We start from the raw sequence: 15,046 nt of genomic DNA, 5'->3' as shown, positions 1-15,046 counted from the left end.
TACACATTTCCCCGATTGATCATAATTATTCCTGTTCCTATATTTTTTTGTGAAATTAATCTTACTTTTCTAGCATAATGGATGTCTTCGCATAAACAAAAAAACCGATAGGAACAAGTATATACACTACCCGTCCATATCAGTTTCATTTCCTTTATTTATTCTTCCGCTGCTCCTGTCTTTTCCGGCATTCCAACAGTTAAAAATGCTTTAATCATACCGTATGTTATCTTTTCTGGCACAAGCTCCTTAATTGGTTTTAAGCGCTCCGGTCCCGCCTCCTGTACAGCTTTTTGCAAAAGCGGCCAGTGTTCTTCAGGCACGATCAGCGATAGCTCGACTTCCATTCCTTCCTCCGCACACTGTAGTAAATGATTTTCGATTGTGCTGATAGCGAGCTGTCTCTTCTCGGCAATCTCCTCAACGGTTAGTTGCTGACGATGCCATTCATACGTATCCAGATGAGATTGGCCGGTTACTTTTTTCTTTGGAGATGCCGGGGCTAATTCGGACGCACTATCTTTTTTCCGTTCGGGATGTTTCTCACAAAAGCCGGAGATAGCCACTAAGAACAACTGTCCGTATTTCTCAAGCTTATTGCCCCCTACACCGCTGACCGTGAGGAATTCCTCCTCCGTCTGCGGCAGCTTTAGACACATGTCCTTGAGCGACCGGTCTGAAAAAATAACAAACGGTGGGACGCCGGCTTCATCAGCAAGACTTTTTCTTAAGCTGCGCAGCTCTTCAAACAGCGGATCATCTGCGGCAATTTGCTTTGTTTGCACGGCTTCCTTCCTTTCAACTTGGCGATCGCCTAGCAGGACTTCTCTGCCTTTTTCCGTAACAAAAATGGTGGGGTATGTGCCATGTTCTACACCGAGCAGCTCTTGTGAAATCAAGAACTCAATAAAATTGGTAACATCTTTGGCACTTTTATCTTTCATAATTCCATATGTTGAGAGAGTATGAAAGCCGAACTCCATAATCTTTTTATTTTTAGATCCTGTCAAGACTTGGGCAGTAATGGATTTGCCGTAACGCTGGCCCATCCGAATCACGCATGAAAGCACCATTTGTACTTCCTTCGTTACATCAACTGCCACGCGTGAATCGGTACAGTTGCCGCAGCGGCCGCATGGCTCTGACGCCTCATCGCCAAAGTATTTAACAATATAACTCTGCAAGCAGCTCTCTGTGTGACAGTAATCAATCATTAGCTGCAGTTTTTCCAGCTCCCTGGGAATGCGTTCTCTTTCAAGAGACTGGTCAATTAAAAAGCGCTGTGTTTGCACATCTTGCGGTGAATATAGGAGAAAGCATTCACTATCAAGGCCGTCCCTTCCAGCACGCCCTGCTTCCTGATAATAGCTTTCCATGTTCTTTGGAAGCTGATAATGGATGACATAGCGAATGTTGGATTTATCAATCCCCATCCCAAAAGCGTTGGTTGCTATCATCACTGCCGCTTGATCGGTTAAAAACCGATCTTGCTCGCTTATTCTTTCCTCGTCGCTCATTCCCGCATGATAGCGGGCTACTGAAATGCTGCTTTTGCTGAGTTTCTCGTAAAGCTGATCAACCGCTTTTCTCGTAGCTGCATAAATAATCCCAGATTCTTTTTCATTTTTCGTAAGATAATCTTTTATAAAGGCAAATCGATCCTGCCCCTGAATAACAGAAAAGGATAAATTCTCTCTTTCGAACCCTGTAATTACAGTATGAGTCTCATCAATATTCAAGAGCCGGCAAATATCTTCCCGCACTCTCGGGGTAGCTGTAGCTGTTAATGCCAGCACGACTGGATGTTGCGGAAGCATTTCTGCAAGGCGCTGAATCTGCCGGTAGCTTGGCCGGAAGTCATGTCCCCACTGCGAGATACAGTGAGCCTCATCCACCGCTACAAGCGGGATAGGGATCTCTTTTAAATCTTCTATAAATGAGTAAGACTCCAGCCGTTCAGGCGCAATGTAAAGAAGCTTGTACTCTCCCTGTCTTGCTGCTGCCATTGTATCCCGCACTTCAGCTGCACTAAGTGAGCTGTTAATATAGGCAGCAGAAACTCCTGCTTCAAGCAATGTATCTACCTGGTCTTTCATCAAAGAAATCAATGGCGAAACAACAACGGTCATTCCCGGAAGAACAAGAGCCGGAATTTGATAGCAAATTGATTTTCCGCCGCCGGTCGGCATGACACAGATTGTATTCTTTCCCTCAAGCACCTGGCTAATTGCCTGCTCCTGTCCGCTGCGAAAAGCCGAGTAGCCAAAATATGATTGTAATAATTGCCGCGCTTGTTGGAGCATCCTTACACTTCCTTCGTTCTTTTTCCCAATTATAACATGTTATCTGGGTCTCCCTCCGCTTTTCATTATGGATTTATGCGGTTGATTTCACTATAATGAGAAATAACTATAGGAAAAACAGAAAGGCTGGTAGCAATTTGGAACACAATTCATCAAACTTTATCAAAACGATTATAAAAGAAGACTTGGAATCAGGAAAACGTGACCACGTCGTTACCCGTTTTCCACCTGAGCCAAATGGTTACCTTCATATCGGTCATGCCAAATCCATCGTTATTAACTTTGGACTCGCAGATGATTTTAACGGAAAAACAAACTTGCGCTTTGATGATACAAATCCCTTGAAAGAAGATCAGGAATATGTAGATGCCATCAAAGAGGATGTTAAGTGGCTCGGATATGAATGGGAAGAACTTCGCTTCGCCTCCGACTATTTTGAAGAAATGTATGATCGGGCTATCCTGCTGATTAAAAAAGGCAAAGCGTACGTAGATGATTTAACAGCTGATCAAATCCGTGAATACCGTGGCACCCTTACTGAACCGGGAAAAGAGAGCCCGTATCGCAACCGCACCATTGAAGAAAATTTAGATTTATTCGAACGCATGCGCAAAGGAGAATTCGGCAACGGAGAAAAAGTGCTACGCGCGAAAATTGATATGTCTTCACCAAACATTAACTTGCGTGATCCCGTCTTATACCGTGTATCTCACGCGTCCCATCATAATACGGGTGACAAATGGTGCATCTATCCAATGTATGCCTTTGCTCATCCGCTTGAAGATGCCATTGAAGGGGTCACTCACTCTCTTTGCACATCAGAATTTGAGGACCAGCGTCCGCTCTACAACTGGGTTGTGGAAGAATGCGAAATGTCGCACCAACCACAGCAAATTGAATTCGGTCGTTTAAATCTTTCCAACACCGTTATGAGTAAACGGAAATTAAAACAGCTTGTTGATGAAGGAATTGTCGACGGTTGGGACGACCCTCGCCTTCCGACTATTTCAGGCTTGCGCCGAAAAGGGTACACTCCGACAGCCATTCGCGAATTCGTCAAAGAAACCGGCGTATCCAAAGGTTCTGGCGTGGTGGATGAGGCGATGCTTGAACATTTTGTCAGAGAAGACTTAAAGTTGACGGTGCCGCGTACGATGGGAATATTAAAGCCGCTGAAAGTGGTCATCACCAATTATCCGGAAGATCAAGTTGAGTGGCTGGATGCTGAAATTAATCCAGAAAATCCGGAGATGGGCGTGCGGAAAATTCCATTTTCTAGAGAGATTTATGTTGAGCAGGAAGACTTTATGGAGAATCCTCCAAAGAAATACTTCCGCTTGTTCCCAGGCAATGAAGTTCGTCTGAAACATGCCTATTTCATTAAATGTGAAGAGGTCATTAAGGATGAGAATGGAGAAGTAATTGAGCTTCGCTGCACGTACGATCCCGAAACAAAAAGCGGCTCCGGCTTTACAGGCCGCAAAGTAAAAGGAACGATTCACTGGGTTGATGCCAAGCACGCTTTGCCGGCAGAGTTCAGGCTGTATGAACCGCTCATTTCCGACGCGGATGAAGAAGCGGATGAAGCAGAGGAAAAGACATTCCTTGATTATGTGAACAAAAACTCCTTAGAAGTTGTGCAAGGTTTTATCGAGCCAAATATGGAAGATGTAAAACCGCATGATAAATTCCAGTTCTTCCGGCATGGTTATTTCAATGTCGATCCAAAACATACAACAAAAGAAAAAATCGTATTCAACCGGATCGTTTCTTTAAAAAGCTCGTTCAAACTAAAGTAATAAACTAAAAAAGCGACCCGGCAGTCCATTCAAGGACTGCCGGGTCGCTTTTTTCTACTTACAGGCCCATCTCTGGATATAGCTGTTGCAACCGCAGCACTGCCTGTTCCTTCATTTTCGCTTCACACATAATATCGACATCTCTTCCGCAGAGCTTCTGCAAGAAGTCTTCAAAATCTTCTTTAAGAATATAATCATGGTGTGCTGGATCGACAGCAGTGTTTCTCCCGGAGCTAATGTGCATTTTATGTATTTTGCCAGCAGGCCACGATTGGAATACCCTCGTTAAAATAGCTTCCGTATCTGCTTTTTCTTCATGATTGCAGCGATGATGATGGATATCAAAACAAACTGGTGCTCCTGTTCGTTCATGCAGCTCAAGGACATCCGTTGCCGTATATGTCTTATCATCATTCTCAATTCGCAAAACTGCTTTTATTTCTTCAGGGAGTTGGGCATAGTTTTTTGCAAACCTCACTTTTGCCTTCGCTTTATCTCCATAAGCCCCGCCTGCATGGAGAATCATGTCTTCCCCGTCGATTAAATCAAGTACTTTCTGATGGTACACCAATTCGGAAATAGAATGAACGACTACCTGCTCTTTAGGGGAATTTAAAACCGTATATTGTCCAGGATGCATTGAAAGTCTTAAATCATGCTGCTCTCTTAGCTTTTTTATTTCATTCGTTAGAGCCATAACATCCTCGTCTTTTTCCCACTCCCACGTGACAATCGGATGGCTTGCAAAAGGAATGAGTTCGCTGCTCAACCGAAAAAAGAAAATGCCGTTTTCAATGTTCCAATGCAATACATTGAGTACTTCCGACAAATTATGAATCGTGAGCGCCTTCACTTTTTTCATGCCTTCTATCTCTACTGTCTTTAGCCGGCATGTTTTGAATTTTGAAGGCAGAACGGTGTTAATGCACGCATATCCAAGTTTCATTTATCCGCCTCTTTTTCCCCATGGATTTTGATTGCTTCTTTTCCTATTCCCTTTCGTTCATTATTATATACGTTCTTATTGTCTATTAACTGAGTGCTTTCAGCTCGGCTTCTTCTGCCTGTTTTGCTGCTTTTCTCTTATACACTACCTTGGCAAGGCTGACACTCACTTCATAAAGCAAAATGAGCGGTATAATAACTAAAATATCCGATATAAAATCAGGAGGAGTCACAAATACCGATACAACAATCAGTAAAAAATAAGAGTATTTCCTGAAAGCGCGAAGCTTATACGGATTAATTAACCCTAAACTCGTTAAAAACATCATAACGACCGGCATTTCAAACAATATACCAAATGGAAGGGTCATATGCAGCAAAAACTTAAAATACTTCTCGGTCGTGAAAAAGGTCTGAAACATTTCTCCCGACAGCGACATAAGGAAGGATAAGATAATTGGAAACAGCACAAAGTAACCGAATGACAGACCTGCTAAAAACAGCAGAAACAGCGCTGGAATGTAAGCAAGTGCAACCTTTCTTTCTGATTGTGTTAAAGCGGGCTTAATGAAAAGCCATAACTGATGAGCGGCTACAGGAATAGTCGCCGCTCCTGCCACTACAGCGGCAATCATCAAATAGACAACAATAATGTCTCCCGGGCCAAGCAAAGCCAACTTAAACGGCAAGTCTTTTACTAAATAATGATAGATATCTTGAACAAACATAAATGATCCAGCTAAAAACAAGAGAAAAACAGCTAGAGTGATAATAATCCTTTTTCTTAATTCTTCAAGGTGTTCCACTGCCTTCATGTCAAGATCTTGCATCGTCTCTCTTCCTCCTGATCCATAATGAAAAAGCTGTTTCAAAAGGCTCCCAAATGATCCTCTTGAAGACAGCTTTTCTGTTTATTCAATGAATTAAACCAAATTTTTCTTTTCTTTTTTGTCCGCTTCTTCCTGCTCATCAGCTACGAGGTCTCGGGTAGACTTTTTAAATTCCTTTAATGTAGTGCCAAAAGCCCGTCCGATCTCCGGTAGCTTGGAGGGTCCAAAAATAATTAACGCGATAACAAGAATGAGAATTAATCCCGGCACTCCTATATTTTGCAACATAAAATAGCCTCCTAGTATTGAAATCCTGTGATGGCAACGACAGCAGGGCGCGGCTGATTATCACCTTTTCGATGCGGCCACATGCTTGTCGGCTTGTGAATGTTTGTTGTTTCCTCTCCCGGATGTTGCACGGCCAGGAACAATGTTGTTTCATCATCTGTAAAACAAGGGCCTGTCAGCTCTGCTTCCACTGGAGCGGAAGCGAACTGGAAAGCTTCCCCCTCGTTTTTTCCTGTTGTTGGAATGACAAATACCCCATTGTTTTTAAAGGAAGAAAACACTCCTTTATTAACCGAACTAGAAGAAATATCGGTCACTGTCCATAAGTTCCCGTCACTATCAAATGTTAAATTGTCCGGAGCGCTGAACCCACTTTGGCGACCGCCGCAAGCAAAGATTTCAAAATCAAATGTTAACGATCCTAAATCGTCATTCTCTTCTAAAAAGCGCGTGATATGTCCATGGATATTTCCATGCTTCGAATTGTTTGTGTGAGCGATAAAAACGGATTTATCAAATGGGCTGATCTCTACATCTTCCGGGCGGTCTGTCGGAGTAGCCCCGAGCAAGATAGCCGCTTCATGTGCATGAACGAGCACATCTGCCTGCGTTTGAAACTTGTTGAGCAATTCTTGATTGCCCGCTGCTTTTTTACGGACAGCTTCAATAGTTAGAGCAATCCATTCGCCCTTCGATAAGCTTGCTGCATAGAGAGTTCCTTCTTCAAGCAAATCGGAATTAGCTTGCTTTCGTGATTTTATGTATTTATTTTTGCTAATAAATTTATAGACGCATGCATCCGTTTTGTCATCTCCCATATAAACGGCCACACGCCCGTCATTTGTCAGCCCCATTGCCGCGTTTTCATGATGGAAGCGGCCGAGTGCTGTATGCTTCCGTGGAGAAAATCCTGGATTAAATGGATCCACTTCAACGATCCAGCCATAATGTGTTTCATTCAATGAAGCTGCGCTTGAGGTAGATTCATAATTTTCCTCAGCTGATAAAACTGTATTCCAAAGTGTCTTGCCGCCTGAACAGTTAGCAAATGTTCCTTGTACAACATCCGTGCCTCCTACTGCTTTGGAGCCTTTTGCCGGTCCGGTCAGCCTAAATGGTGTCAATCCTGTAATGCGTCGGGCAAACTGTGAAGTCGTGTCCATCTTCCACGTTCCGTCTTCTTTATATACTTCAATAATGGATCCGCCCTGGTTGTACAACATTTTTTCTATTTGGGCTTTTGTGTATTTTCCATCCTTATTCTGCGGGCCCGTTACCCATAGATCACTTGTGTATTCATGATTTACCCACAGTAACCCCCGCTCATTCGATCCCTTAATTGGAAAGAACATTGTAAAGTCATTGTTGTAGCCAAAGGTTTCCCCTTTTTCATTAATGACATCTCCGTAAGCAGCTACTACATCATATTTAAATCCGCGCGGCAGAACGAGAGCATCTTTGTCTGTAGGTTTGATTGGTCTAAAATTGACTCCTGACACTTTTTTATTTCTGCCGAATAAATGGGAAGCGGCTTTTGCTCCTTGTGCTTCCACTACTTTTGGCGTAAAAGCTCCAAGCCCTGCTGAAGCCACTGTTAAAGCCGTAACTCCTGTTCCTACATACGTCAAAAACTTTCTACGGTTTAATTCTTCCCCCATTGTTGCGTCACCTCTTCATTTTTATCTAGAACCTTTGCCCACCCCTCATGATAAGGAAGAATTGTTAAGCTTATTTTTCCTCTTTGTTATACTTGAGTAAATAATTGTAAAAATTATTGGCCTCCCATCCTCCTTTTTGTCACTTACCGACAAAAGAGAGAATGGATTATTGTATTTCGCAAACATTGTCGACATCTGTCACAAAACTGTAAAATTAAGAAGAAATTAAGCTATTCACAAGGTGCCAGAAACACCGAAAGCGATTACACGATTTCTTTTATTTTTATATGGGTAAAGTGTAAAACACTCGTTAAAGATGAATAACTTAAAAGAAATCGCGGATAATGCGAATATAAATAAAAACAAAGGAGTATAGCTATGTCTATGTTAAAAGATCTTTTTATAGGCTTGTCCCAAAACCAATTCCTTAACAGTGCAGCAAAGAAATACGGCCTGAAACTTGGTGCGCAAAGCGTTGTAGCTGGAACGAACATCGAGGAAACAATCAGAAGCATTAAGGAATTAAATGCTCAAGGAATTTCTTGTACTGTCGACAATTTAGGGGAATTCGTCTATAAGAGAGAAGAAGCAACAGAAGCAAAAGAACAAATTCTCGAGGTAATTGAAGCTATTCATGAAAATAATGCAGATGCTCATATCTCTCTAAAACCAACTCAACTCGGATTGGACATTGATTATAACTTCTGTTTGGAAAACTTGAGAGAGATCGTAAGCAGAGCAAACAAGTATGACATGTTCATCAACATTGATATGGAAGATTATTCTCATTTACAGCCTTCTTTTGATCTTCTCGATGAGTTGTCAAAGAACTACAACAACGTAGGCACAGTTATCCAAGCTTACTTCTATCGTGCGGAGGAAGATATTAAGAAATATAAAGATTATCGTCTGCGCATCGTAAAAGGTGCTTATAAAGAGCCTGAGGAATATGCCTATCAGGATAAGAAAGACATTGATACAAACTTTATCAAGTTGATCGAATGGCATTTGCTAAATGGAAAATTTACATCTATCGCTACACATGACCACCATATCATCGATCATGTCAAGAAATTTGTTAAGGCAAACAACATTCCTAATTCTAAATTTGAATTCCAAATGCTATACGGATTCAGAAAAGACATGCAGCTTCAATTGGCAAAAGAAGGATACAATTTCACTACTTACGTGCCTTTTGGAAAAGACTGGTATGGATACTTTATGCGCCGTCTTGCAGAAAGACCGCAAAACTTAAATCTTGTTGCTAAACAAGTATTTACGAAAAAAACAAACACCATGATTGGCCTCGCAGCTGGAGCATTTTTGTTAGGAAGAATCTCCAAAAAGAAATAATTGCAGTGATCATCTAATATGTAATCGTTAAGCGTCCATTTTGACTGTATAGGATGAAATGACGCTTAACGATTTACCATATAAAAGCAAGCGCTTATTACTAAATGATGTGAGGAGAATAGGCAGATATGATTCCATACAAGCATGAACCATTTACTGACTTTTCAAAACCAGAAAACAAGAAAGCGTTTGAAGAAGCACTCCAATTTGTAGAAGGATATCTCGGACAAGATTACCCGCTTGTTATTGGCGGTGAAAAAATCACTACAGAAGATAAAATCGTTTCCTACAACCCTGCCGATAAAAAAGAAGTCATCGGACGTGTCTCCAAAGCAAGCCGTGAACATGCTGAGCAAGCAATGAAAGCTGCTGTGAAAGCGTTTGAATCCTGGAAAAAAGTCAAGCCGGAAATTCGCGCAGATATCTTGTTCAAAGCCGCTGCGATTGTTCGTCGCCGCAAGCATGAATTCTCTGCCCTTCTTGTAAAAGAAGCCGGAAAGCCTTGGAATGAAGCTGACGCTGATACAGCAGAAGGCATCGATTTTATGGAATATTACGGCCGCCAAATGCTAAGAATTAAAGACGGCATGCCAGTGGAAAGCCGGCCAGGAGAAGATAATCGCTATGGCTACATTCCATTAGGCGTAGGCATCGTTATTTCTCCATGGAACTTCGCCTTTGCCATTATGGCAGGTACAACTGTCGCTGCTCTTGTAAGCGGAAACACGGTTTTATTGAAACCAGCTTCAGCTACACCAATTGTAGCAGCGAAGTTCGTGGAGGTTCTTGAAGAAGCAGGCCTTCCAGCAGGCGTCCTTAACTTTGTGCCAGGAAGCGGTGCAGAAGTGGGGGACTATCTTGTGGATCATCCGAAAACACGCTTTATCTCCTTCACTGGTTCACGTGATGTAGGCCTTCGTATTTTCGAACGTGCCTCTAAATTAAATGACGGCCAACTTTGGCTGAAACGCGTCATTTCAGAAATGGGCGGAAAAGACACTATCGTTGTGGACAAAGAAGCAAACCTTGAGCTTGCTGCTCAATCCATCGTTAAATCAGCGTTTGGCTTTTCCGGACAAAAATGTTCTGCCTGTTCCCGTGCAGTAGTCGTAGAAGATGTGTACGACCAAGTATTAAGCCGTGCAATTGAGTTAACGAAAGAAATTTCGGTGGGCAACCCTGTTGATAACAGCCATTATATGGGACCAGTGATTGACCAGGCATCGTTTGACAAAATCATGAGCTATGTTGAAATTGGTAAGGAAGAAGGACGTATCGTAGCGGGTGGAACAGGCGACAGTGAAACTGGCTATTTCGTTCAACCAACCATTGTAGCAGATGTTGATCCAGAAGCTCGCCTTATGCAAGAAGAGATCTTTGGCCCGGTTGTTGCGTTTGCCAAAGCGAAAGACTTTGATCATGCCATCGAAATTGCAAACAACACAGAGTATGGCTTAACAGGAGCTGTTATTACCACTAACCGCATGAACATGGAAAAAGCCCGTGAAGACTTCCACGTTGGAAACTTATACTTCAACCGCGGCTGTACAGGAGCGATTGTTGGATACCAGCCATTTGGCGGCTTCAACATGTCCGGTACGGATTCCAAAGCTGGCGGTCCGGATTACTTACAGCTTCATATGCAAGCAAAAACAACATCTGAAATGTTTTAGTAAAACAGATCACAATTAAAGGGAGGCTGCCTCGCCAGATCAGGATCTTCTCTCCCCTTTGGCGGAGGAGACACCGGATTCTGCTTGCGGGACAGCCCCCTACACTCAATATTTTATTAGGCAATTTATAATCAATGCTATGAAAACAAGGTTAAAAGGAGTTTTACGATGTCCAATGAAATGTATCAATTAATTGCAATTATTATTTATATGGCTGCAATGGTTTTCATCGGTTGGTATGCATTTAAACGCACATCCAACTTGACTGATTACATGCTTGGTGGCCGCTCACTTGGACCGGCAGTCACAGCTTTAAGCGCCGGGGCTGCAGATATGTCAGGCTGGTTGCTCATGGGGCTACCAGGTGCTATCTTTTTGAACGGTCTTGTGGAGACGTGGATTGCCGTCGGACTAACGCTTGGCGCTTATTTAAACTATGTACTCGTTGCCCCTCGTCTTCGTGTCTATACACAAGTATCAGGCGATTCCATTACGATTCCAAGTTATCTGGAAAATCGTTTGAAAGATAAATCTCGTCTTTTACGTATTGTTTCAGGTATTGTTATTCTAATTTTCTTTACTTTCTATGTCTCTTCAGGAATGGTAGCAGGTGGAAAGTTTTTCCTCAGCTCCTTCGGGCTTGACTATCACGTCGGTCTTTTAATCGTATCGGCGGTTGTTATTTTTTATACTTTATTTGGCGGGTTTTTAGCGGTTAGTTATACGGATGTTGTTCAAGGACTTATTATGTTTCTCTCGCTGATACTTGTACCGATATTCGGGTTATTTCTTACAGGCGGTTTCTCAGAAACAGCGACAAGCATTCGAGAAGTAGATCCAAATTTATTGAGTTTCTTTTCTGGCGCTTCGTTCCTTGGAGTTTTATCAGCGGTTGCATGGGGACTTGGCTACTTCGGCCAACCACATATCATTGTGCGTTTTATGGCAATCAGCTCAGTTAAAGAAGTGAAAGGCGCGCGCCGTATCGGAATTGGCTGGATGTTCCTCAGTCTCTTTGGAGCCGTGGCAACAGCCCTTGTCGGCATTGCCTACTATCATCAAAATGGCGCTACGCTCGCTGATGCAGAAACTGTGTTTATTGCCCTCGGACAGATCATCTTCCATCCGTTTATTGCGGGTATTATGCTTGCGGCCGTCCTTGCAGCTGTTATGAGTACAATTTCTTCCCAGCTGATTGTTACGTCATCTGCACTGATTGAAGACTTGTACAAAGCTGTTATTAAAACGGATGCTCCAGATAAACAATATGTATTTTATGGAAGAATGGCTGTTCTCGTCGTATCTGTTATCGCCATGATTCTTTCTTGGCCAAACAGTGATACGGTTTTAAAAATTGTTTCGTTTGCTTGGGCTGGATTCGGCGCTTCATTCGGTCCAATTATCTTACTCTCCCTCTACTGGCGGAAAATCACTGCTAAAGGAGCTCTTTGGGGAATGATTACCGGTGCGATCACCGTTATTATTTGGGGAAATGTCGATGCATTGACAGATACGCTTTATGAGATTGTCCCTGGCTTCATCATCTGTTGGATTGTTACTTACTTAGTAAGTCTTGCAACATATAAGCCAAATGAGGAGATTGACAGAGAATTCTCAGAAACTGTTGAGCTTCTTCAAAAAGAACGTTGATCTGCTTGGTTGATCGCCCTCCTTTCTAAAGCAGGAGAAGTTACTAAGGAACCAGATGAAAATGACCTTTCATCTGGTTCTTTTTGCTGCTCTACACTATACATTATCCTTCTTTATCAGTATGATTAAATGGATAAACATATGAGTATGGAGGAGGAGCTGAATGAGCCAGCCACTGGAAAAGGTTCTTGCATTGACAAATATAAATGATATTACTGAAATGGTCAGTACGTATTTAAAAAAGCCTGTCGTTGTAGAAAATGATCAATTTTCATTGCTGGCCTACAGTTCTTACTATATTGAACAGTTTGACGAGGCAAATCAGCAAACGATTTTCACGAAACGCTGGCCCATTCCCATATTGGAAAAGTTCATGGAAGAAGGCGTGGTTGAACAATTAAAGACGATTCCCGGCCCTTTCCACGTTCCGCCCATTAAAGATATTGGACTAAATCCCCGTGTAGTCGTGAGTGCAAAATATAAGGAACAAATTTTTGGTTATATTTGGGTCCAAGAAACAACTCCTCCGTTGACGGATACTCAAATGGATTTTTTACAGAAGGTATCGGTCCACGTAGGAAGGCTTCTTTATAAAGAAAATCAAGTAAAAGCAAGGAAAGACGAAAAGAAAAATCAATTTTATAAAAAAATTATCGATGAGACTTATCGAACGGAGAACCAGATCAAATGGGAGGCAGCCAATGTCAACGTCGTATTGCCTACTTCCTTTCTCGTGACTGTCTTCATGGTTGCCCAAATTGATGAAGATATATTTGAGGAGCTTACGGAAACCATCCGGCTGTTCGTCAATGCGCTAAACCGTCCTGCCCACTTATTCACCGATGAACTGAAGATTATTGTTATAATCGGCAGCAATTCCCCTGCTTCAAGTAGTTTAACTGAAAGTGCAGACCAGTTAACAAACACCATTTTAAGTCAATATAAGCCGCAAACTGTATACGTAGGGATTGGCAGTGAGTACACTTCCATTGTTGATTTACGCCAAAGCTATCTGGAAGCACTTCGGGTAATTCATACAGCTGAATTTCTTGGCACCTCTTCCCTTCCGGCATTCCATTATAAAAAGATGGGTGTATTCCGCTATCTCGAAGCGATTGCTCGTTTTAACAGTGAGACAGATTATGTGAATGAAGACTTACTAAAGCTAGAAAGGAAAGACCAAGAAAGCCAGTCAAACTTACTTGAAACGTTGGAAGCTTATTTGTTGAATCATTGTCGAATCAAACCTGCTGCTGAACAACTTTTTATTCATACCAACACACTAAAGTATCGGCTTAAGCAAATTGCTGATTTAACCACTATAGATTTTAATGACTTTAACATGAACGCTCAGCTATTTATCGACTTGCAGCTCATGAAGCGAAAAAAACAAGCACCGGACCGCTAATAGAGCAGTCCGGTATTTCCCTTTTCTTCATAAAAAAAGATTAATTAAGTGAATGGCTACATAGGTATATATAGACTGAATTCTTTTAATATAACTGCTTCGGGTGACAAATTTGTCAATCAATGTCAGAATAGAAGAGGGGGCGATAGAATGAAAGTAGTTATAGGTTCAGTCATCATTATACTTATTATTTGCTTTGGCATTTGGTTAATGCTTTCTCCTTCGTTTAAAAAGGTTGGAGACACTGCTCATCGACTAAAAGAAAAATTGGGGGAGGATGAAAATGGAACAACAAACAAAAAAGAAAAAAAATAACCGTAAAATTTTGGGAGGATCTATTGTTGCTGTTGCCTTAGTAGTCGGGATTGCTTTATTGTCATTATTTATTGAAAAAATACCAAATGGGTACGTCGGCGTTGTGTATAGCCCAAATGGCGGTGTTCAAGATGAAACGCTTGGCCAAGGTTGGCATCTTGTCGGCTTATTTGACAAAGTGACAAAATATCCGGTTAGAATGCAAACTGTTAATTATAAAGATATTCAAGTTGCTACGTCTGATGGGAAAAGCGTGACTGTCGACTTTGCCTACAACTACAGTATCCAGCCTGATAAAGTAGTAGCTGTCTTTAACAAGTTTGGTCCGGTGGAAGTAGAGCAAATTGAAGAGTCCTACCTGCGCACACGCCTGTGGGCGGCTGGCCGTAAAGCTGTTGCTAAATACTCCGTTATTGATACATATGGAGAAAAATCCTCCGAAGCCGCTTCAAAGGTTCAGGATCTATTTGCTGACGATGTCGGCCGGTTAGGCTTTACCGTTGATAACCTGACACTTGGCGTGCCAAAACCTGATAAATCTACTCAGGCTGCCATCGACAAGCGTGTAGAAGCTGCCCAGGAGCTTGAGAGAAAGCAAATAGAATTAAAAATTGCTCAAGCAGAGGCTGAGAAGAAAAAAATCGAAGCTGAAGGGATTGCCAAATATAACGAAATTATTAAGAAGTCTATTTCTAAAGAAGTGATCCAGAATAAATGGATTGAAAAATGGGATGGAAAAATGCCAAGAGCTACTGGCTCCAATCAGCTAATTGAAATTCCGATTGACGATGCCCCTTCCCAGTCAGGTCAATGACTTAAAAGCT

At 42.0% G+C, this 15,046-nt stretch carries 12 protein-coding genes; 7 read left to right on the top strand and 5 right to left on the bottom strand.

The window, feature by feature from the left end; genetic code table 11:
* Positions 1 to 158 precede the first annotated feature (158 nt).
* On the bottom strand, positions 159 to 2,303 hold the full coding sequence (recQ, locus tag ACH0BF_RS10865) for a DNA helicase RecQ (RefSeq protein WP_340856272.1): 2,145 nt from the start codon (positions 2,301 to 2,303) through the stop codon (positions 159 to 161).
* A gap of 137 nt (positions 2,304 to 2,440) precedes the next feature.
* Here recQ and ACH0BF_RS10860 point away from each other — a divergent pair, with 137 nt between their 5' ends.
* A complete protein-coding gene (locus ACH0BF_RS10860) occupies positions 2,441 to 4,102 on the top strand; it encodes a glutamine--tRNA ligase/YqeY domain fusion protein (protein ID WP_340856274.1) in 1,662 nt (553 codons plus the stop codon).
* Positions 4,103 to 4,160: 58 nt separating this feature from the next.
* Here ACH0BF_RS10860 and uvsE read toward each other — a convergent pair whose 3' ends face one another.
* The 4 genes from uvsE to ACH0BF_RS10840 all read right to left on the bottom strand — a co-directional run bounded on the left by uvsE (position 4,161) and on the right by ACH0BF_RS10840 (position 7,823).
* Positions 4,161 to 5,048 (bottom strand): UV DNA damage repair endonuclease UvsE, encoded by an 888-nt coding sequence (uvsE, locus tag ACH0BF_RS10855; protein ID WP_406909380.1) that lies wholly within the window; start codon positions 5,046 to 5,048, stop codon positions 4,161 to 4,163.
* An 85-nt stretch (positions 5,049 to 5,133) separates the two neighbouring features.
* Positions 5,134 to 5,877 carry a twin-arginine translocase subunit TatC gene (gene tatC / locus ACH0BF_RS10850; protein ID WP_120036280.1) on the bottom strand — a complete coding sequence of 248 codons (744 nt, stop codon included), beginning with the start codon at positions 5,875 to 5,877 and terminating at the stop codon, positions 5,134 to 5,136.
* A 93-nt stretch (positions 5,878 to 5,970) separates the two neighbouring features.
* Entirely contained in the window at positions 5,971 to 6,165 is a 195-nt protein-coding gene (locus tag ACH0BF_RS10845; RefSeq protein WP_120036279.1) for a twin-arginine translocase TatA/TatE family subunit, read from the bottom strand.
* A gap of 11 nt (positions 6,166 to 6,176) precedes the next feature.
* Positions 6,177 to 7,823, bottom strand: coding sequence for a PhoX family protein (locus ACH0BF_RS10840; RefSeq protein ID WP_120036278.1), 1,647 nt, complete (start codon positions 7,821 to 7,823; stop codon positions 6,177 to 6,179).
* 384 nt (positions 7,824 to 8,207) lie between these two features.
* On the opposite strand from ACH0BF_RS10840, the gene ACH0BF_RS10835 reads away from it, so the two are divergent.
* The 6 genes from ACH0BF_RS10835 (at position 8,208) to ACH0BF_RS10810 (ending at position 15,036) form a co-directional block, all read left to right on the top strand.
* On the top strand, positions 8,208 to 9,176 hold the full coding sequence (locus ACH0BF_RS10835) for a proline dehydrogenase family protein (protein WP_120038116.1): 969 nt from the start codon (positions 8,208 to 8,210) through the stop codon (positions 9,174 to 9,176).
* 128 nt (positions 9,177 to 9,304) lie between these two features.
* Complete coding sequence (gene pruA / locus ACH0BF_RS10830; RefSeq protein WP_406909379.1) at positions 9,305 to 10,849, top strand: L-glutamate gamma-semialdehyde dehydrogenase; 1,545 nt, start codon at positions 9,305 to 9,307, stop codon at positions 10,847 to 10,849.
* Positions 10,850 to 11,017: 168 nt separating this feature from the next.
* Positions 11,018 to 12,499 carry a sodium/proline symporter PutP gene (gene putP, locus ACH0BF_RS10825; RefSeq protein WP_120036276.1) on the top strand — a complete coding sequence of 494 codons (1,482 nt, stop codon included), beginning with the start codon at positions 11,018 to 11,020 and terminating at the stop codon, positions 12,497 to 12,499.
* Between the two features lie 163 nt (positions 12,500 to 12,662).
* A complete protein-coding gene (locus ACH0BF_RS10820; protein WP_406909378.1) occupies positions 12,663 to 13,907 on the top strand; it encodes a PucR family transcriptional regulator in 1,245 nt (414 codons plus the stop codon).
* A 150-nt stretch (positions 13,908 to 14,057) separates the two neighbouring features.
* Positions 14,058 to 14,222, top strand: a complete 165-nt coding sequence (locus ACH0BF_RS10815) for a hypothetical protein (protein ID WP_182917088.1) — start codon at positions 14,058 to 14,060, stop codon at positions 14,220 to 14,222.
* On the top strand, positions 14,191 to 15,036 hold the full coding sequence (locus tag ACH0BF_RS10810) for a prohibitin family protein (protein ID WP_406909377.1): 846 nt from the start codon (positions 14,191 to 14,193) through the stop codon (positions 15,034 to 15,036). Before ACH0BF_RS10815 ends, ACH0BF_RS10810 begins: the two co-directional genes overlap by 32 nt.
* Positions 15,037 to 15,046 lie beyond the last annotated feature (10 nt).

The sequence above is a fragment of the Pseudobacillus sp. 179-B 2D1 NHS genome, from assembly GCF_045370945.1.
In the GTDB taxonomy this organism is placed as follows: Bacteria; Bacillota; Bacilli; order Bacillales; family Domibacillaceae; genus Pseudobacillus.
This window is presented reverse-complemented; position numbering and strand designations above follow the sequence as displayed.

Bases quoted from the DNA above. Each gene is read 5' to 3' on its own strand.
- recQ (WP_340856272.1), bottom strand. From the start codon at position 2,303: ATGCTCCAACAAGCGCGGCAATTATTACAATCATATTTTGGCTACTCG.
- uvsE (WP_406909380.1), bottom strand. From the start codon at position 5,048: ATGAAACTTGGATATGCGTGCATTAACACCGTTCTGCCTTCAAAATTC.
- tatC (WP_120036280.1), bottom strand. From the start codon at position 5,877: ATGCAAGATCTTGACATGAAGGCAGTGGAACACCTTGAAGAATTAAGA.
- ACH0BF_RS10845 (WP_120036279.1), bottom strand. From the start codon at position 6,165: ATGTTGCAAAATATAGGAGTGCCGGGATTAATTCTCATTCTTGTTATC.
- ACH0BF_RS10840 (WP_120036278.1), bottom strand. From the start codon at position 7,823: ATGGGGGAAGAATTAAACCGTAGAAAGTTTTTGACGTATGTAGGAACA.
- ACH0BF_RS10835 (WP_120038116.1), top strand. From the start codon at position 8,208: ATGTTAAAAGATCTTTTTATAGGCTTGTCCCAAAACCAATTCCTTAAC.
- pruA (WP_406909379.1), top strand. From the start codon at position 9,305: ATGATTCCATACAAGCATGAACCATTTACTGACTTTTCAAAACCAGAA.
- putP (WP_120036276.1), top strand. From the start codon at position 11,018: ATGTCCAATGAAATGTATCAATTAATTGCAATTATTATTTATATGGCT.
- ACH0BF_RS10820 (WP_406909378.1), top strand. From the start codon at position 12,663: ATGAGCCAGCCACTGGAAAAGGTTCTTGCATTGACAAATATAAATGAT.
- ACH0BF_RS10815 (WP_182917088.1), top strand. From the start codon at position 14,058: ATGAAAGTAGTTATAGGTTCAGTCATCATTATACTTATTATTTGCTTT.
- ACH0BF_RS10810 (WP_406909377.1), top strand. From the start codon at position 14,191: ATGGAACAACAAACAAAAAAGAAAAAAAATAACCGTAAAATTTTGGGA.